Raw genomic sequence first — 17,125 nt, forward strand, 5'->3', positions numbered from 1 at the left:
TCATCTCCGGCGGGAGCGTGCCACGGCACGTTCGAGGATTCTTCCGAGTGAATGAGAGGGTGGGGCAGGACCCGGCGGCGGCGGACCCGTCCCGCACCGGCTTCGACGACGCCGCGATCGGCCTCGTCGTGCTGTCGGCGGACGAGGCGACGATCGCTGCCGCCAATCGGGCGCTGCACGATCTCCTCGGCTGGCCGCAGGGCGCCCTGCCCGGGCGGCCGGCCACCGATCTCCTGACCGAGGGACCGGAGGGGCTCCGGGACGGCCTCCAGTTCTGGCGCCGCTCGGACGGCACCTCCCTCGACGTGCGGGTCCGGCGCGCAGGCCTGACCCTGGTCGTCGAGGCGGTCGACGTGGATGCGGCCGCCCATTCCGAGGCGAACCGGGAGGCGCTGGCGGCCGCCGGGCTCGGGGAATGGCGCTGGGACCGGGCGACGGGCCTTCTCACCCTGTCGCGCCGCGCCGCCCGCATCCTCGGCCGGCCGCCGGGTCGCTCCGTCTCGTGGGAGGCGCTCAAGACCGGCCTGTCGCAGGCGGAACTCACCCGCCTGAGCGCGCTCATCGACGACGCGGCCGGAACCGACGAGCCCTATCAGTTCGACACGGCCACGACGGTGGCGGGGCGCTCCGTGATCCTGCGGGTGCGGGGGCAGGCCGTGCCGGGCCCGGACGGCAGACCGGCCAGTATGGTCGGCGTCATCCAGGACATCACCACACGGGTCGAGGCCCGGGACGAGATCCTGTCCCGCGACCAGCGCCTGCGGGTCGCGACCACGGTCGCCAAGCTCGGGATCTTCGAGTGGCACATGCTCGAGGACCAGGCGATCTGGGAGAACGAGCACATGTACGAGATCTTCGGGCACACGCCCGAGGATGGGACGATCGGCAAGACCGAGTTCCTCAACGACATCCTCCATCCCGAAGACCGTCCCGCGGTCCGCCGGGCGATCTCCAAGGCGCTGCGGGAGGACGGCGATCTCCACATCAGCGGCCGGATCCGGCGCAAGTCCGACGGCGTGTGGCGCACGATCGACATGGCCGGGCGGTTCGAGCGCGACGCCCCCGGCCGCCTGCCGCGCCGCCTGATCGGCGTCGTCGCGGACGTCACCGACCGCCGGGTCGCGGAGGAGCGCCAGAGCCTGCTGATCCGGGAACTGCATCACCGGGTGAAGAACACGCTGGCCACCGTCCAGGCCATCGTCGGCTCCACGGCGCGGACGGCGTCGAGCATCGAGAGCTTCTACGAGGCGTTCGTCGGGCGCATCAAATCCCTGGCGCATACGCACTCGGTCCTCACCGAGGACACGTGGCAGATGGCGTCCCTGGCCAACCTCCTGCGCAACGAGCTGAAGCCCTACGCGGAGGTGGCGCCGGACGGCGGCGCCGAGGGCCGCATCAGCCTCGACGGGCCGGCGATCGACCTGCCCTCCGAGATCGCGGTCCCGATCGGCATGGCGATCCACGAACTGACCACCAACGCCGCGAAGTACGGGGCGCTCTCGAACCGCACCGGGCGGGTGGCGGTGGAATGGTCGCTGGAGCCCGGCGGACCGGCCGGGATCCTGCGGTTCTCCTGGCGTGAGACGGGCGGTCCCCCCGTCTCGCCGCCGAGCCGTCAGGGTTTCGGGTCGCGCCTGCTGCAACGCGTCCTGATCACCCAGGTCCAGGCCGAGGTAACGACCGACTACGCCCCCGGCGGTTTCGCCCTGACGATGCGGGCGCCGATCCCGCCGCGCAACGACAACCTCAACCCGCTGGTGTGAGGCCGCGTCCCCGCCGCCGGCTCGGACAGGTCACCGTCCTTGCGGGGGACGGGGCCATCGAGCAGCGCACCGCGCCCGCAGACGGCGCGCGGCCCTGGGTCGCTGCGCTGCGCGCGCGCGGACGCGGGGGTCAGGCCGCGCCGCGGGTCCCGGCCTCGCCGCCGCCGTCCACGAAGGCCTTCAGCTCGTCGAGCGACCCGAAGGTGAAGCGGCCCTGCGGCGTCTCCGCCTCGATCGAGCCGTCCTCGAACATCACGTAGGTGTTGCCGCCCGAGGCGTAGCGCCCCACCACGGTGCGCGTGGCGGGCTTCGGAGCCGGCTCGGGCTCGGGGGGAGTGTCGAGGCTCGGGCGCAGGGCGGGTGTCTCCTCCTGCGGTCCCTCCTGCGGTCCCTTATGGGGCTCCTCCGACCGGGATTCCGGAGGCGGCTCGGGGGCGGCGAACAGGTCGTCGTCGGGCGCGAGCGCGGCTTCGGCCTTCGGGGCTTCCGGCGCGGGTGCGCGGATCGGCTCGGCCACGTGGACGGGAGGCGCCACATGCAGCGGCGGCGGCTCGGCCGGAACGGGTCTCTCCACCTCGGCCAACGAGGGACCCGCGACGGGCGTGCGGGCCTCGTCGGCCCGAAGTTCCAGGTTCGGCTCGATCCGGGGGCGCTCGGGGTCGAAGGCCGGCTCCACCACCGAAGGCACGATAAAGGCGGGCGCCGCCGGCAGGACCGGCGGCAGCCGGATCCGGCCCTCGTCGGGGGACATGGTCGGTGCGGCGCCCGCGGTGGCCTCCCGCGCGCCGGCCATCGGACCCCGCCCGATCGCCCGTTCGACCCGTCGGAAACCGAGGGCCACCACGCCGAGGCCGAGGAGGACCGCACCCGACGAGGCCGCCACAGACCCCGCGATCACCATCGCGAGCCCGCTCTCCAGACGCACGTACGGGAAGCCCTGGATCACGGCGGCGCAGCCCCCGATGATCATGGCGGCGGCGAGCGCGAACAGCGCAGCGATCATGATACTCTCTAGACACGGGCCGGCTGACGGCCGGCACTCAAGGCGGTCGCACAGTAAGGCCTACCGGTCATATTGCAAAACTCGGAGCTGAGATTGTCCGGGAAAGCGGAATAGTCCGGATCTCACCCGGCAATCCGCCGCGCGGACCGATCCGCCGCCGCGGCTTCGGGATCGACGGAACGTCCCGCGCTGCGGCCGAACGGCGTTGCCGTCCCGCGGTCGCCGACTTACCTAGCGGGCTCTCGACTCGGGACCCCCCGCCGGGGACGAGGCCGCCCCCTGCTAAGCGGAGAAAGACGCGATGACCTTCACCCTGCCGGAACTGCCCTACGCCTACGACGCGCTGGGGCCGTACATGTCGAAGGAAACCCTCGAGTTCCACCACGACAAGCACCACAAGGCCTATGTCGACACGGGCAACAAGCTGCTTGAGGGCACGGATCTCCAGGGCAAGAGCGTCGAGGAGATCGTCAAGGCCGCCTACAACACGAATCAGCCGCTCTTCAACAACGCCGGCCAGCACTACAACCACATCCATTTCTGGCAGTGGATGAAGCCGAATGGCGGCGGCGCGATCCCCGGCGCGATCGCCAAGAAGATCGACGAGGATCTCGGCGGCGCCGAGAAGTTCAAGGCGGACTTCATCCAGGCGGGCGTCGGCCAGTTCGGCTCGGGCTGGGCGTGGCTCGCCGTCAAGGACGGCAAGCTCGCGATCATGAAGACCCCGAACGGCGAGAACCCGCTGGTCCACGGCGCCAAGCCGATCCTCGGCGTCGATGTGTGGGAGCACTCCTACTACATCGACTACCGCAACCGCCGGCCCGACTACCTGAAGGCGTTCATCGAGAACCTCGTGAACTGGGAGCACGTGGAGAAGATGTACGCCGAGGCGACCCGCTGAGGCGTTTCCCCGGTGCCGCGGGCTTTGTGTCCGCGGCACCCTTGAGGTGGCGGCGGAAACCGGCTCTTGATGCGCCCGACGCCGGATGACCCGGTGCAAAGGGTCCGGCCATTTCCCTCCCAGCGACCTCCGCGACGTTCCCAGGGCGCGCCTATCCGCCTCCGCGGTGGGAGACACCATCCCGGCAGCGCCCCGCCCCATGATCCGCTCCATCCTGTCCGTCGGCGGCTGGACGCTGGTCTCCCGCGTCACCGGCTTCGCCCGCGACGTGGTGATGGCCGCCGTGATGGGCGCCGGGCCCATGGCCGACGCCTTCGTGGTCGCCTTCCGGCTCCCGAACCACTTCCGCGCGATCTTCGGCGAGGGCGCGTTCAACACCGCCTTCGTGCCGGCCTATGCCGGGCTCGCGGAGGCCGGCGAGCCCGGGGCGGCGCACCGCTTCGCCGACCGCGTCTTCACCCTGATGCTGATCGTGCAGCTCGTGCTGCTCAATCTCGCCCTGCCGGCCATGCCCTGGGTGGTCCACGCCCTGGCGCCGGGCTTTGCCGAGGACGGCGAGCGCTTCCAGCTCGCCGTGGCGCTGACCCGCATCACCTTCCCGTACCTGCTGTTCATGACGCTGGTGACGCTGCTGTCGGGCATCCTGAACGCCCACCGGCACTTCGCGGTGGCGGCGGGCGCCCCGGTCCTGCTCAACCTCGCCATGCTGGCGGCCTTGAGTGTGAGCTTCCTGTTCCCGAACGCCGCCTATGCCGCCGCCTGGGGCGTCGCCGTCTCCGGCGTGCTCCAGTTCGGCCTGCTCTGGTGGGGCTGCCGCCGGGTCCGGGTGATGCCGGACCTCGCCGTCCCGCGCCTCGATCCGGCGCTGAAGCGCTTCTTCACGGTGCTCGGTCCGGCGGTGGTCGGCTCGGCCGGCTTCCAGATCGCGGCCTTCGCCGACACGATCATCGCGAGCTGGCTGCCCACCGGGGCGGTCTCGGCGCTCTACTACGCCGACCGGCTCTACCAGCTGCCCTTCGGCGTCATCGCCATCGCGGCCGGCACCGTCCTGCTGCCGGAGATGAGCCGCCGGATCGCGGGCGGCGACGTGGCCGGGGCCCACGCGGCGCAGAACCGGGCCGCGGGTTTCTCCCTGGCCCTGTCGGCGCCGTTCACCGTGGCCTTCCTGACCATCCCGGGCCTGATCATGGCGGCCCTGTTCCAGCGCGGCGCCTTCAGCGCCGAGGATGCGGCCCGGGCGGCCTCGGTGCTGGCGGCCTACGGGCTGGCGCTGCCGGCGGTGGTGCTGGTGCGCAGCGCCGTGGCGAGCTTCTACGCCCGCCAGGACACCAAGACGCCGCTCTGGGCCTCCCTCACGGCGATCGGCGTCAACGTGGTCCTGAAGCTCTGGCTGACCGGCCCCTACGGCGTCACCGGGCTGGCGCTCGCCACCGCGGTCAGCCAATGGGTGAACCTGCTGCTGCTGCTCGTCCTGGCCAAGCGCCGGAACTGGACGGCGCCGGGGCGCACGCTCGGCCTCACCGTCGCCGGGGTGGCCCTGGCCTGCCTCGGGCTGGCGGCGGTCGCCGTCTTCGGCCAGGGACTCGTCCAGGCGCTGGTGCCGGCCCTCCCGCACGGGCGCGACCTCGTCGTCCTGGCGGTGCTGGGGCTCGTGGGAGCGCTGGTCTATGGCGGCCTGCTGGCCGGCCTGCTGCACCTGTTCGGCCTGCGCCTGCGCCGGGCCTGAGTGACCCGGCCGGGCTCGCCGCAGCGCGGGTCCGGCCCCAGATCGGGCGAGAGCACCGAGTGAGGAACACCATGACCGACGCATCAGGACCCCTCGCGGGCGTGAAGGCCGCGGTGTTCGACGCCTACGGCACACTGTTCGACGTGAACGCCGCGGTCCAGCGCTACGCCGAGGCGGTGGGGCCGGACGCCGCCCACCTCTCCGAGGTCTGGCGCAACAAGCAGCTCGAATACAGCTGGACCCTGTCGCTGATGGGCCAGTACGCGGCCTTCTGGGACCTCACCGTGCGGGCCCTCGACTACGCCCTGGCGGTCCACCCGCAGGTCGATCCCGGCCTGCGCGAGCGGCTCCTCGACGCCTACCGCGACCTCGATGCCTATCCGGAGGTGCCGGGCGTGCTGGCGGCCCTGCGCAAGCACGGGATCCGCACGGCGGTGCTCACCAACGGCAACGCCGCCATGGTCGACCGGGCGGTGGCCTCGGCGGGGCTGGCCGACCACCTCGACGCGGTTCTCTCGGTGGACGACGCGCAGGTGTTCAAGGCCCATCCCGACGCCTACCGGATCGCCCTGACCCGGCTGGCGGTGGGGCAGGGCGACGTGCTGTTCTGCTCGTCGAACCGCTGGGACGTGGCGGGGGCCGGGGTCTTCGGGTTCCGGACCGCCTGGGTCAACCGCAAGGGCCTGCCCGACGAGTACATGGATTCGGCGCCGACGGTCGTGATCGGGGCCCTCGACGGTCTGCTTTGACATCCGAGCCCGCGGGGGACGCGGTGCACCGGATGGCCCGCAGCGCGGCCGGGGCGGAATTTTTCGGCCGCGTCTTGGACTAAAGTCGACCTTGCAACGTGGGCGTGTCGCTCTTGGTTTGGGCCTGACTCGGACGCCGGGAAATCGAGCGTCGAGCGGGAGGAAGCGACTGATGAAGCGTATGTTGTTGGCGGCCGCCGCGATCTGCCTCGGGGCGGCGGGGCCGGCCTGGGCCCTGGACGTCACCAAGTCGGTGGATGTGGCCGCGTCGCCCGAAGCCGTGTGGAAGACGATCGGCGGGTTCTGCGGGATCGGCGACTGGCATCCGGTGATCGAGAAATGCGCCCTGTCGAAGAAGGGCGGCAAGGCGGTCCGGACGCTCAGCCTGAAGGGTGGCGGGACGATCGTCGAGGAGGAGGAATCCCGCAACGACACCAAGATGGACTACACCTACACCATCCTGGAAGGCCCGCTGCCCGTCACGGACTATCATTCCACGATCATGGTCGCGAAGGCCGGCAGCGGTTCCAAGGTGACCTGGAAAGGGACGTTCAAGGCCAAGGGCGCTCCCGACGCGAAAGCGGAAGAGGCCATCGCGGGCGTCTATGAGGCCGGCCTGAAGGGCATCGCCGACAAGGCGAAGTAGCCGGCCGGCGGAGGCGGGCCCTGCGCGCCTCCGCCCAGGAACTTCGGACGGGCCGATGCCATATCCGGCACACAATTCAATTGGCCCACTTCGGGGATTCTTAATCCTCCCGGTGTTGGATCGTCCTCAACACGAACGGGAGATCTTTCGCGTGTCCTTGAACGGTTCCTTCACGATGATTCGCGCTGGGGCCGCAGCCCTCGCGGCGACCCTGGTGCTCGGGGCGGTCGCCCCGGCCACCGCCCGCGACCAGACCGGTGCCATCGTCGGCGGCCTCGCGGCCGGCGTCGTCGGCGGCATGGTCGGCAGCGCCCTCGTCAACGGCGCGAACCCGCCGCCCCCGCCGCCCCCGCCGGAGTACCGCCCGCGCCGCGTCGTGGTCGAGGAGCCCGAGACCATCGTGGTGCGCGAGCGCCGTGGCCCGATCTGCCACTACGAGCGCCGCAAGGAATGGCTCGGCGACGGCGAGTTCACCTACCGCCGCGTCGAGGTCTGCGAGTAAGGCATCCGCGCGGTCGCGCGACCGGCGCCGCGTCCCCCGGGGGCGCGGCGCTTTTCATTTCACCACCAGCCAATCCTCGACCACGAGGGCGTCGAGGCCGGTGGTATAGAACATCAGGATCGCGTCCTCCGCGCCGTGGAGGATCGGCTTGCCCATCACGTTGAAGCTCGTGTTGAGCAGGATCGGCACGCCGGTGATCGCCGCGAAGGCGCCGATCAGGGCCGCGTAGGCCGGGTTCCGCGCCGCCGTGACGCTCTGGAGCCGGCCGGTCCCGTCCGCGTGGACCACGGCCGGAACCCGGGCCCGGACCGCCTCCCGCCAGACCAGGGTGCGCTCCATGTAGGGGCTGTCGGCGTAATCCTCGAACCAGTCCGGCCCGGCCTCGGCCAGGATCGACGGCGCGAACGGCCGGAACGCCTCCCGGTACTTCACCTTGGCATTGAGGGCGTCCTTGGCGCCCTCCGGCCGCGGATCGGCCAGGATCGACCGGTTGCCGAGCGCCCGGGGCCCGAACTCCGCCCGGCCCTGCACCCAGCCGACGAGGCCGCCCTCGGCGAGGATCCGCGCCGCCGCGCGCGTCGCCTCCGCGTGGCCGACGCGCTTGGCGCGGGGCTCCTGCTCGGCGAGCCGCTCCATCGGGCCGGTGGAGACCCGCGAGCCGAGATAGGGGGTCAGCGGGCGCTGCGCGTGCGGCGGCCCCGCCCAGTCCGGATGGTCCTCCGCGTAGGCGAGCCACGCGGCGCCCACGGCGTTGCCGTCATCCGCCGGGGCGGAGGGCACGTGCAGCCGGGTGAAGCCGGAGCGGCCGAGCACCCGGCCGTTGTAGGAGGAGTTCAGCCCGCAGCCGCCGGCGATCACGAGGTTTTCGGCGGGCGCCAGGGCGTAGGCTTCGGCCACCAGCGCGTCCATGAGGGTGCCGAAAAGATCCTGGCCGCAGCGGGCGAGATCGGCCCAGCCGGTCTCCAGGGCGTCCGCGGGGCGGCGGGCGCGGATCTCCGCGGCCACGGAGCGGATCGTCTCCGCGTCGGCATAGCGCAGGCGGTGGCCTTCGACCGTGCAGAGCCGGCCGAGCAGCGCGGCGAGATCCGGATCGGACCGCCCGTAGGGGGCGAGCCCCATGATCTTCCACTCCTCGCCCTTCACCTGGTCGAAGCCGGCGAGATCCGTGATCAGCCCGTACAGGAACCCCAGCGAGCCGCGCCCGCGATGGCGGCGCAGCTCCGTGATCCGGCCGCCCTCCAGGCGGTGGATCGCCGCCGCGCCGGTCTCGCCCATGCCGTCGACCACCAGGGCCGTGGCCGTGTCGAAGGGGCTGCCCCAGAGGCCGTAGGCGGCGTGGCAGAGGTGGTGCGGGTAGCGCCGCTGCCCGGCGATGGTCGCCCGGGGCGCCGCGCCGGTGATCCGGGCTTCCTGGTTCAGGGCCAGCAGGGTGCCATGGCCGGCCCGCTCCTGCGCGCCGTGGAGGTCGGCGATGAACACCCGCTCGGCCTGCTCGGGCACGAAGGAGCGGTTGAGCGCCGTGGTGTGGGCGGACAGCGCCATGAGGTCGAAGGCGCCGGTGCCCGCCTGACCACGCAGGAAGTCGGTGAATTGCGGGCCCCAGCTGGAGGCGACGACGAGTTCGGAGCCCGGCGGGACGTGGTCCTTCAGCAGCGACGCCATCACGGCCGGGGCGTCCGGCTCGCAGTTCGGCGCGCGCTTGTACTGCAGGACCCGCTCCGCCGCCTCGGCGAAGAGCAGGGTGCCGTCGGGTCCGACCAGGGCGAGGGCCGGGTCGTGGAAGGTGGTGGCGAGGCCGAGATAGAAGCGCATGCCGACGCGGGGTAGCGCATTTTTCCGCGCAGCGGATCCCGCCTCGTGCGCGGGACGCCGCTATCGCGTGGCGGTCCGCGGCTTGGCCAGCAGCAGAATCGCCGCGCCGGCGAGCCCCGACAGGACCGAGCCCGCGAGCACGCCGAGCTTCACGGCGGTCTCATGCTCCGGATCCGGGAAGGCGAGGCCGCCGATGAACAGGCTCATGGTGAAGCCGATGCCGCACAGCACCGCGACCCCGTAGACCTGCCCCCAGCCGGCCCCGGCCGGGCGCTTGGCCCATCCCAGCGCCACCGCCAGCCGGAGGCTCGCGAACACGCCGGCCTGCTTGCCGAGGAACAGCCCCGCCGCGATGCCGAGCGTCACCGGCTGGAGCAGGGCCTCGGGGGTGAGGCCGGAGAGGTCCACGCCCGCATTGGCGAAGCCGAAGACCGGCACCACCAAGTAGGTGATCCAGGGGGCGAGGGCGTGCTCCAGCCGGTGCAGGGGCGAGAGCGCATCCTCCGGCCGGCCCGGGCTGACCCGGATCGGGATGGTGAGCGCGAGCAGCACGCCCGCGATCGTCGCGTGGATCCCGGAGCGCAGCACGAGGACCCAGAGCACGAGGCCGAGGAGCCCGTAGGCCGGAAGCCATCCGATCCCCGCCCGGTTGAGGCCGTAGAGGGCGGCCACCACCAGGGCGGCGAGCCCCAGCATGGTGAGGTCGAGGCCGGAGCTGTAGAACAGCGCGATCACCACGACGGCGCCGAGATCGTCGACGATGGCGACCGCGCTGAGGAAGATCTTGAGGGAGACCGGCACCCGCGATCCGAGGAGCGCCAGGACCCCCAACGCGAAGGCGATGTCGGTGGCCGCCGGGATCGCCCAGCCCCGCAGGGTGCCGGCGCCGAGATTGGCCAGGGCGTAGAAGGCGGCCGGCACCGCCATGCCGCCCAAAGCCGCGCAGCCGGGCAGGATCCGGTCGGGCCAGGTCCGCAGCCGCCCGTCGAGGGCCTCGCGCTTGATCTCCAGCCCGACCAGCAGGAAGAACCCGGCCATCAGGCCGTCGTTGATCCAGTGCTGGACGCTCATCGGCCCGAGGGCCGCGTGGAGCCCGTGCGCGTAGGTTTCGGCGAACGGCCCGTTGGCAACGACGAGCGCCAGGGCGGCGGCCGCCATCAGGATCAGCCCGCCCACCGCCTCGCCGGCGAGCAGCGTGCGGATGATCGAGAGGGGGCGCGGGCCCCGCCTCCGCGGCGCGGTGTGGGGAGATGTCATCGCAGCAGGCCTTGCCGCGCATCCCAGGTGGGCGCAAGGGCGCGACCGTAACCTCTATGGCGCCAACCTCTATGACGTCCGTCCCAGCGCCGCGCGGATCAGGGCCAGCCCGTCCGGGCTCGACCACGCGGCCGGTCCCTTCATCACCCCGAGGGTGCAGCCCTGCGCGTCGATCAGCATCGTGGTCGGCAGGCCGGGCGATTGCGTGTCGCGCTGGATGATCGGAAGCACGCGGCCCCCGGGATCGGCATAGAAGGCGAGGTCGCGGATGCCGGCCTGCTTCAGCCAGGCCGGCGGCGTCTCGAGGTTGCGGGTGTCGACGTTGATGGCGACGACCTGGAAGTCGGGCCCGCCGATCTGCGCCTGGAGCCGGTCGAGGGCCGGCATCTCGGCCTTGCAGGGGGCACACCACGTCGCCCAGAGATTCACGAGGAGCAGCCGGCCCTTGAGGTCGGCGAGGCCGGTCTCGGCGCCGTCCGGCCCCTTGAAGCGGATGTCCGGCGCGGGCCGGGCCTGTGGCAGGGCCTGCATGGCGGCGACCTCGCCCTTCGCGGCGGCGTCGACCCGGGCGAGGGCGGGCTTGGCGGCGGCGCAGGGCTGAAGGGCGCCGCCCATGTTGCCGGGCAGGAGACCGCTCCCGTATAGGGCGAGGCCGAGGACGGCGAGCGCGGCGACGCCCGCGCCGGCCAGGATGGGCGTGCGGCCGGGCATCAGGCTCGGGCCTCGGGACGGTCAGGGCGCGGAAGGATCGACATGAGCAACCGGATGTGGGGCGGCCGCTTCGCGAGCGGCCCGGCGGAGATCATGGAGGAGATCAACGCCTCCATCGGGTTCGACAAGCGCCTCGCGCCCCAGGATATCCGCGGCTCGCTGGCGCATGTGGCGATGCTGGGCCAAGCCGGCATCCTGCCGGCGGAGGATGTGGCCGCGATCGAGGCCGGGCTCAAGTCCGTGCGCGACGAGATCGAGGCCGGCACCTTCACGTTCAAGCGCGAGCTCGAGGACATCCACATGTCCGTGGAGAGCCGCCTGACCGAGATCGTCGGGCCGGCCGCCGGCCGCCTGCACACGGCGCGCTCGCGCAACGACCAGGTCGCCACCGACATGAAGCTCTGGGTGCGCGACACCCTGGATTCGCTCGACCAGCAGGCCGCCGATCTGCAGCGCGCCCTCAGCCAGACGGCGCTGCAGCACGCCGGCACCGTGATGCCGGGCTTCACCCATCTCCAGTCGGCGCAGCCGGTGACCTTCGGCCACCATTGCCTCGCCTATGTCGAGATGCTGGCCCGGGACCGGGGCCGGTTCCGCGACGCCCGGGCGCGCCTCAACGAGTGCCCGCTGGGCGCCGCGGCGCTCGCCGGCACCTCCTTCCCGATCGACCGGCACGCCACCGCTTCGGCCCTTGGCTTCGACCGGCCGACCGCGAATTCCCTGGATTCCGTCGCCGACCGCGACTTCGCCCTGGAGGCCCTGGCGGCGGCCTCGATCTGCGCGGTGCACCTGTCGCGCTTCGCCGAGGAACTGGTGGTCTGGACTTCGGCCCAGTTCAACTTCGTGCGCCTGTCGGACGGCTACACCACCGGCTCGTCGATCATGCCGCAGAAGCGCAACCCCGACGCCGCCGAGTTGGTGCGGGCCAAGAGCGGCCGGATCATCGGCGCGCTGACCGGCCTGCTCATCGTCATGAAGGGCCTGCCGCTCGCCTATTCGAAGGACATGCAGGAGGACAAGGAGGGGACGTTCGACGCCCTCCAGGCCCTGTCGCTGTGCCTCGCCGCCATGACCGGCATGGTGAAGGATCTGGAGCCCAACGCCGAGGTGCTCAGCCAAGCCGCCGGCTCCGGCTACGCCACCGCCACCGACCTCGCCGACTGGCTGGTGCGCGAGCTCGGCCTGCCGTTCCGGCAGGCCCACCACGTCACCGGCCGTCTCGTCGGCGTCGCCTCCGCCAAGGGCGTCGGGCTGGAGGCGCTGTCGCTGCCCGAGATGCAGGAGGCGGAGCCGCGGATCACCGATGCGGTCTACGCGGTGCTCGGCGTCGCGAACTCGGTGGCGAGCCGCACCAGCTACGGCGGCACCGCGCCCGACAACGTCCGGCGGCAGGCGCAGGCCTGGATCGAGCGGCTGGGCTGAGCCGGCGCGCCCCGCGGGCCTCCGCCGCTCCTCCGTGCTCCTTGGCAGTGGCGCCCGGCGGATGTCAGAGTGGGTTCATGACCTTGTCGATTCACGGCGGAGGGGCCGCGTTGCGCGGGCGAATTCGGAACCCGGCCTGATCCGTCAGGCCGGGCCGACCCGCCCGTGAGCGCCCCGCGGCCGTCGCGCCGCATCCAAGGTCCCCGCCATGCCCACCCACGTCCCGACTCTGCACCTCGTGTGCGGCAAGATCGCCGCCGGCAAATCGACGCTGACCGACCGCCTGGGGCAGCAGCCCGGCACGGTCGTGGTCGCGGAGGATCACTGGCTCGCCCGGCTCTATCCCGGTGAGCAAACCTCCCTGGCCGACTACGCGCGCAACGCGGCGCGCCTGCGCGACGCGATGGCGCCGCACCTCGTGGCGCTGCTGCGACTCGACCTCTCGGTCGTGCTGGACTTCCCGGCTAACACCGTCGCCAGCCGGGCCTGGATGCGGACCCTGTTCGAGGCGGCCGGCGTCGCCCACCAACTCCACGTCCTCGACGTGCCCGACGCGGTCTGCAAGGCCCGCCTCCGCCTCCGCAACGCCGAGGGTGCCCATCCCTTCACGGTGACGGATGCCGAGTTCGACCTGTTCAGCCGCTACTTCGTGCCGCCGGACCCGGAGGAAGGCTTTACCCTCGTCGTTCACCGGGCGTAGCGCGGGCCGGGGGGCGTTTCGCTCCGCCGACAGGGCGGCGCCCCGATCGCCTCGGGCCCGATGACGGGCGCCCGGTCATCCACAGCGCCCATTAAAATTGTGCATTGCAACCCTCGGCCCGCCCGTGCGTTCAGCGTCTGGATAAGTCCGCTCAGTTACAAGCTTCGCCGTTCGGATCGGAGTTCGCAGGATGCCTGTCGAGAGTTGGCTTAACCCGGAGGACGTGCCGGATTTCGCGGCGCATGCCACGGCGATGATCGACGCCGCGTTGACCGGGTCGGGCCTGACGCGCGAATCCTACTGGGCCGCGGTCCGCAAGGGCTACAACACGCCCTACAACGATCCGCCCCGCAAGCGCGCCGCGCCGGCCCAGCCGGACGCGATCGCGGTCCCGGCCGGCCAGGCGGTCGAGCCGCTGCCGGTTCCGGCCGGACTGATCGCGGCCCGGGCGACGGAAGCCCGCGCGGTCTGATGTTCGAGAGATCCGGCCTCGCCATCTTGCCGACGTTTTACGCAAGCTTCACTAATCCCGATCCCCGGCCCGGCTCCTGACGGAGCCGCCCGTCGTCAGGAAGTGAAGATGGTCCGCGTTTCCCGCTCGCTCCCGGTCGGAGCTCTCGCCCTGCTCGCATCCGGGCTGGCCACCGGTTTGCTCGGCGGGGTCGGCCTTTCGGCGACGACGGCCCATGCCCAGGAGGTGGCGCAGGCCCCGGATGCCGGGGGCGGCGACGCGGCCCCGGGCCGCCGGGGGCGGCGGCATGGGCGCGAGCGGACCAAGCGCGCGGAGAAGGCGGCGACGCCGCCCGGCATGCAGCAGGCCACGCCGGTGGCGATCTTCGGCGACTGGAACGTGTTCGTGAACGGCGACGGCCGCAACAAGCTCTGCTACGCCATCGCGCAGCCGCAGACGCGCTCGCCCAAGACCCTGAAGCGCGACACCGCCTATCTGTTCGTGAGTGTGCGCAAGGGCGAGAACGTCCAGAACGAGGTGGCGGTGATGCTGGGCTTCCCGTCGAAGCCCGCGGCCTCCCAGATCAAGCCCGGCTCCGCGGCCGCGCCCACCGATCCGAGCCTCAACCTCGGTGCCAGCCGCTACGGCCTCGTGGTGAAGGACGGCAATGCCTGGCTGCAGAACCCCGCCGAGGAGGCGCGGGTCGTCTCGGAGATGAGCGCCCGCAACCCCAAGCTCGTGATCAAGACCACCTCGCTGCGCGGGAACCCGACGAGCGACGAATACGCCCTCGGCGGGTTCGCGGAAGCCCTGAAGCGCACCCGCGACGAGTGCGGCCGGTAGCGCGCGGGGCGGCGCGCGGGTCAGGCCCGGCGCAGCGCGGGGCGATGCGCCCGCGCGGCCGGCCGGCTCGGGGCACGCATGCGCGCGCGGGCCGCCCGGGCCGCCTGCTCGGCCGTGCGGAACACGGCGCCGTCGAGACCGTCGAACGCGCGCGCCGATGAGAAGAACCGGACGCCGCGCCCCTCGGGCACGGCGATCCCGGCGGTGACCTCACCGATCTCGATCACCCGGGCCGGTTCGGCAGGCCCGATGGCCGGGTCTGCGAAATCGGGACGGTCTTCGGGTTGGAACTCTGCGAGACTGTGCATCGGACTGGGAACTCCCTGGGCCGGCATATCGCCGTGCCGGATCGCGTGGGCTGCTGCGGACGGTCGGCGGGGCTAGCGTCGACAGCGCCGACGGGCGGCGGGGCAGCAGGGCGCGTTCAGGAGCGGGTGTCGAAGGGACGGTGTTCGCAGGACCATCGGATGTCCTCCAGACTGAAGGACCGCGCGGCACGGGGCCGTCGCAGTGCTTTAGCGTTTGATCACGCGGCGCAAGCTACGCTTCTCAAATCACCGCGGCCGGACCGGCGGAGCGCCCGGGCGTTCAGCCCGGCCGGCACCCTGAAAATGGGCGTGGCGCCGCACACCGTCAACGGAACGGACTTCCGATTTTCGGTGCCCGCCTGGCAGGAAGCCGGTGCCGGCCGCGCTCGGGGGAGGCGGGATCGTTCAGGCGGCGGCGATCACCGCGGCGAGGTCGGAGAAGTCCGAGAAGATCCGGGTCGCGCCGGCCTCCGCGAGGCCGGTGCCCGCCGGGTCGTGCCCCCAATGGCCGCCCCCGGTGAAGCCCGCCACCCGCATGCCGGCGCTCCGGGCCGCCGTGACGCCGGGCACGCTGTCCTCGATCACCAGGCAGGCGGCCGGAGCGGCGCCCATGCGCGCGGCGGCGAACAGGAACAGGTCGGGGAACGGCTTGCCCCGTGCCACCTGGGCCGAGGAGAAGACGTGCTCGCCGAACAGCGGCAGCAGCCCGGTCAGGGTCAGGGAATGGCGCAGCCGCACCGGGTCGCTGCTCGACGCGACGCAGACCGGCAGGCCCACGGCGGCGACCGCCTCGGCGACGCCGCGCATCGCCCGCAGCTCCGCGTCGAACAGCGCCAGGGTCTCGGCCTTCACCGCCTCGACGAAGCCGGCGGGTGCGGCGACCCCGTAGTCGCTGGCGATATGGGCCATGATCGAGGGCATCGCGGTGCCGGTGAAGCGGGCCCGCACGGTGGCGAAGTCGATATCGACGCCGATCCGGTTCAGTCCGGCCGTCAGGCAGGCGAGGCTCAGGGGCTCGCTGTCCACCAGAACGCCATCGCAATCGAAGATGACGAGGCCGAGATTCGTCGCGCGCGCGTTCAAGGTCGACCGCTCTCCCGCGGCCCGCCGCCGCGGGGCGAGCCTGTGGCACGGGCCCGGCGACCCGGCAACCGCGCGGATCGACGCTCGCCCCGGCCGCGCCGCAGACGCGCCGCTGGCGCTTGCACCTTGCGGTCCGGACCCATACTCCCGGGGCGGGCGCCCTCGGGCGCGCCGGCGAAAGCCCAAACGGTCCGTAAGGCAAGGCTCAGAAGGCCCCGCGATGTTCCGCTTCCTGGCCCGCGTCCTGGGCTTCCTGCTGATGGCCGGCGGCTTCGTCGCGCTGATCTATGACGGCGCCCGTTCCATCGCCAACAACGGCCTGCGGGTGACGCCCCTCTCCGACGTGATCGCCACCCTGTTCAAGGACAAGGCCAGCGCCCTGCAGGGCAGCGTGGAGGGGGCGGCGCCCTGGCTCTGGCACATCCTGGGCCTGCCGCTCACCCTGGCGCCGGCCTCCCTGATCGGCCTGGGGCTCGGCGCGGTGCTGCTCTGGCTCGGCCAGCCGGGCCGCGAGCCGATCGGCTTCCTGACGAAGCCCTGACGAAGTAATGACGAAGCCCTGGCGCTCGGGCGCGGCCTAACGGCCCGCGAGCCGGGCCTCGGCCTCCGCCAGCGCCCCCTTCAGCCGTTCGACCTCGGCGGTCAGCGCGTAGCGCTCGCTGACGTCGAACTGCGAGGCGAAGAAGTAGACGACCCGGTCCGCCTCATCCCGCACCGGCCCGACATAGAGGGCGTTCTGGAAGGTCGAGCCGTCCTTGCGATAGTTGAGGAGGTCGACCCGGATGTCCTCCTCCCGCCGGATGGCCTCGCGCAGGCGATCGACGGCCTCCGCCTCGGTTTCGGGACCCTGCAGGAAGCGGCAGTTGCGGCCGATCACCTCCATCCGGGTATAGCCGGTCAGCGTCAGGAAGGCGTCGTTCACGAAGACGATCGGGTTGTCGTGCTGGGCCGGATCCGTGATGATCATCGGCATCCGCGTCGCGCGCACGGCTGCGGCGAACGGATCGCCCCGCTGCGACCCCACCTTCACATTGTCCGGCACGTGGCTCGTGGCAGTCCCGCCCGTCTCCATGCGGATCAGCCCTTCCCAACGCCGCTCGGAGCGGCCATTCGATCAGTGTCTCTCGGGGGTACAAGCCGGAATTCGCGTCCGAGGTCCAGTCTCGCGTCAAGGTTTCGCGTCGCCGGGCCGCCGAACGCTTTTCTGGCCGCCTCCGCCTCCCCATATCGGCGGGAGTTCGACACCGG

The 17,125-nt window shown here is 72.1% G+C and carries 17 protein-coding genes and 1 pseudogene; 11 read left to right on the forward strand and 7 right to left on the reverse strand.

Going from position 1 to position 17,125, the window contains the following annotated elements; all coding sequences use genetic code 11:
• Nucleotides 1-47 precede the first annotated feature (47 nt).
• Complete coding sequence (locus tag BM396_RS08355) at nucleotides 48-1,763, forward strand: sensor histidine kinase (protein WP_043379356.1); 1,716 nt, start codon at nucleotides 48-50, stop codon at nucleotides 1,761-1,763.
• A gap of 130 nt (nucleotides 1,764-1,893) precedes the next feature.
• On the opposite strand, the gene BM396_RS08360 is transcribed toward BM396_RS08355, so the two are convergent.
• Nucleotides 1,894-2,766, reverse strand: coding sequence for a hypothetical protein (locus tag BM396_RS08360; protein WP_043379354.1), 873 nt, complete (start codon nucleotides 2,764-2,766; stop codon nucleotides 1,894-1,896).
• Nucleotides 2,767-3,067: 301 nt separating this feature from the next.
• Between BM396_RS08360 and BM396_RS08365 the strand changes: the two genes are divergently transcribed.
• The 5 genes from BM396_RS08365 (at nucleotide 3,068) to BM396_RS08385 (ending at nucleotide 7,290) form a co-directional block, all read left to right on the forward strand.
• Complete coding sequence (locus BM396_RS08365) at nucleotides 3,068-3,667, forward strand: superoxide dismutase (protein ID WP_043351079.1); 600 nt, start codon at nucleotides 3,068-3,070, stop codon at nucleotides 3,665-3,667.
• Between the two features lie 199 nt (nucleotides 3,668-3,866).
• Complete coding sequence (gene murJ, locus BM396_RS08370; RefSeq protein ID WP_043351082.1) at nucleotides 3,867-5,393, forward strand: murein biosynthesis integral membrane protein MurJ; 1,527 nt, start codon at nucleotides 3,867-3,869, stop codon at nucleotides 5,391-5,393.
• 71 nt (nucleotides 5,394-5,464) lie between these two features.
• Complete coding sequence (locus BM396_RS08375) at nucleotides 5,465-6,142, forward strand: haloacid dehalogenase type II (RefSeq protein WP_043379351.1); 678 nt, start codon at nucleotides 5,465-5,467, stop codon at nucleotides 6,140-6,142.
• A gap of 172 nt (nucleotides 6,143-6,314) precedes the next feature.
• On the forward strand, nucleotides 6,315-6,788 hold the full coding sequence (locus tag BM396_RS08380) for an SRPBCC family protein (protein ID WP_043379349.1): 474 nt from the start codon (nucleotides 6,315-6,317) through the stop codon (nucleotides 6,786-6,788).
• A gap of 175 nt (nucleotides 6,789-6,963) precedes the next feature.
• Entirely contained in the window at nucleotides 6,964-7,290 is a 327-nt protein-coding gene (locus BM396_RS08385; RefSeq protein ID WP_043351105.1) for a hypothetical protein, read from the forward strand.
• Between the two features lie 54 nt (nucleotides 7,291-7,344).
• Here the strand turns inward: BM396_RS08385 and BM396_RS08390 are convergent, their stop codons facing one another.
• From BM396_RS08390 to BM396_RS08400, 3 genes are all read right to left on the reverse strand, one after another.
• Nucleotides 7,345-9,102, reverse strand: a complete 1,758-nt coding sequence (locus BM396_RS08390; RefSeq protein WP_043379345.1) for a carbamoyltransferase family protein — start codon at nucleotides 9,100-9,102, stop codon at nucleotides 7,345-7,347.
• A gap of 60 nt (nucleotides 9,103-9,162) precedes the next feature.
• Nucleotides 9,163-10,359 (reverse strand): Na+/H+ antiporter NhaA, encoded by a 1,197-nt coding sequence (gene nhaA / locus BM396_RS08395; protein ID WP_043379344.1) that lies wholly within the window; start codon nucleotides 10,357-10,359, stop codon nucleotides 9,163-9,165.
• A 69-nt stretch (nucleotides 10,360-10,428) separates the two neighbouring features.
• The gene (locus BM396_RS08400) at nucleotides 10,429-11,070 is read right to left on the reverse strand and encodes a thiol:disulfide interchange protein TlpA (protein WP_043351090.1); all 642 of its coding nucleotides are present in this window, start codon (nucleotides 11,068-11,070) and stop codon (nucleotides 10,429-10,431) included.
• 42 nt (nucleotides 11,071-11,112) lie between these two features.
• On the opposite strand from BM396_RS08400, the gene argH reads away from it, so the two are divergent.
• From argH to BM396_RS08420, 4 genes are all read left to right on the forward strand, one after another.
• Complete coding sequence (argH, locus tag BM396_RS08405; RefSeq protein WP_043379341.1) at nucleotides 11,113-12,492, forward strand: argininosuccinate lyase; 1,380 nt, start codon at nucleotides 11,113-11,115, stop codon at nucleotides 12,490-12,492.
• Nucleotides 12,493-12,700: 208 nt separating this feature from the next.
• On the forward strand, nucleotides 12,701-13,192 hold the full coding sequence (locus tag BM396_RS08410; protein WP_043379337.1) for a P-loop nucleotide/nucleoside kinase family protein: 492 nt from the start codon (nucleotides 12,701-12,703) through the stop codon (nucleotides 13,190-13,192).
• Nucleotides 13,193-13,382: 190 nt separating this feature from the next.
• Entirely contained in the window at nucleotides 13,383-13,664 is a 282-nt protein-coding gene (locus BM396_RS08415) for a hypothetical protein (RefSeq protein ID WP_043379336.1), read from the forward strand.
• A 108-nt stretch (nucleotides 13,665-13,772) separates the two neighbouring features.
• Complete coding sequence (locus tag BM396_RS08420) at nucleotides 13,773-14,486, forward strand: hypothetical protein (protein ID WP_043379333.1); 714 nt, start codon at nucleotides 13,773-13,775, stop codon at nucleotides 14,484-14,486.
• Nucleotides 14,487-14,506: 20 nt separating this feature from the next.
• Here BM396_RS08420 and BM396_RS08425 read toward each other — a convergent pair whose 3' ends face one another.
• A complete protein-coding gene (locus tag BM396_RS08425; RefSeq protein WP_043351096.1) occupies nucleotides 14,507-14,794 on the reverse strand; it encodes a hypothetical protein in 288 nt (95 codons plus the stop codon).
• A 405-nt stretch (nucleotides 14,795-15,199) separates the two neighbouring features.
• A complete protein-coding gene (locus tag BM396_RS08430) occupies nucleotides 15,200-15,877 on the reverse strand; it encodes an HAD family hydrolase (RefSeq protein ID WP_043351098.1) in 678 nt (225 codons plus the stop codon).
• Nucleotides 15,878-16,097: 220 nt separating this feature from the next.
• Between BM396_RS08430 and BM396_RS08435 the strand changes: the two genes are divergently transcribed.
• The gene (locus tag BM396_RS08435) at nucleotides 16,098-16,418 is read left to right on the forward strand and encodes a hypothetical protein (RefSeq protein WP_043351099.1); all 321 of its coding nucleotides are present in this window, start codon (nucleotides 16,098-16,100) and stop codon (nucleotides 16,416-16,418) included.
• A gap of 48 nt (nucleotides 16,419-16,466) precedes the next feature.
• On the opposite strand, the pseudogene BM396_RS08440 reads toward BM396_RS08435, so the two are convergent.
• Nucleotides 16,467-16,949 (reverse strand): annotated as a pseudogene (locus tag BM396_RS08440) (PAS domain-containing protein); the annotation flags it as partial.
• Nucleotides 16,950-17,125 lie beyond the last annotated feature (176 nt).

This window comes from Methylobacterium sp. UNCCL125, assembly GCF_900116795.1.
In the GTDB taxonomy this organism is placed as follows: domain Bacteria; phylum Pseudomonadota; class Alphaproteobacteria; order Rhizobiales; family Beijerinckiaceae; genus Methylobacterium; species Methylobacterium fujisawaense.

Coding starts and splice junctions, on each gene's coding strand:
- BM396_RS08415 (WP_043379336.1), top strand. CDS start 13,383: ATGCCTGTCGAGAGTTGGCTTAACCCGGAGGACGTGCCGGATTTCGCG.
- murJ (WP_043351082.1), top strand. CDS start 3,867: ATGATCCGCTCCATCCTGTCCGTCGGCGGCTGGACGCTGGTCTCCCGC.
- BM396_RS08390 (WP_043379345.1), bottom strand. CDS start 9,102: ATGCGCTTCTATCTCGGCCTCGCCACCACCTTCCACGACCCGGCCCTC.
- BM396_RS08360 (WP_043379354.1), bottom strand. CDS start 2,766: ATGATCGCTGCGCTGTTCGCGCTCGCCGCCGCCATGATCATCGGGGGC.
- BM396_RS08435 (WP_043351099.1), top strand. CDS start 16,098: ATGTTCCGCTTCCTGGCCCGCGTCCTGGGCTTCCTGCTGATGGCCGGC.
- BM396_RS08410 (WP_043379337.1), top strand. CDS start 12,701: ATGCCCACCCACGTCCCGACTCTGCACCTCGTGTGCGGCAAGATCGCC.
- BM396_RS08380 (WP_043379349.1), top strand. CDS start 6,315: ATGAAGCGTATGTTGTTGGCGGCCGCCGCGATCTGCCTCGGGGCGGCG.
- BM396_RS08400 (WP_043351090.1), bottom strand. CDS start 11,070: ATGCCCGGCCGCACGCCCATCCTGGCCGGCGCGGGCGTCGCCGCGCTC.
- BM396_RS08385 (WP_043351105.1), top strand. CDS start 6,964: ATGATTCGCGCTGGGGCCGCAGCCCTCGCGGCGACCCTGGTGCTCGGG.
- BM396_RS08425 (WP_043351096.1), bottom strand. CDS start 14,794: ATGCACAGTCTCGCAGAGTTCCAACCCGAAGACCGTCCCGATTTCGCA.
- argH (WP_043379341.1), top strand. CDS start 11,113: ATGAGCAACCGGATGTGGGGCGGCCGCTTCGCGAGCGGCCCGGCGGAG.
- BM396_RS08365 (WP_043351079.1), top strand. CDS start 3,068: ATGACCTTCACCCTGCCGGAACTGCCCTACGCCTACGACGCGCTGGGG.
- nhaA (WP_043379344.1), bottom strand. CDS start 10,359: ATGACATCTCCCCACACCGCGCCGCGGAGGCGGGGCCCGCGCCCCCTC.
- BM396_RS08420 (WP_043379333.1), top strand. CDS start 13,773: ATGGTCCGCGTTTCCCGCTCGCTCCCGGTCGGAGCTCTCGCCCTGCTC.
- BM396_RS08375 (WP_043379351.1), top strand. CDS start 5,465: ATGACCGACGCATCAGGACCCCTCGCGGGCGTGAAGGCCGCGGTGTTC.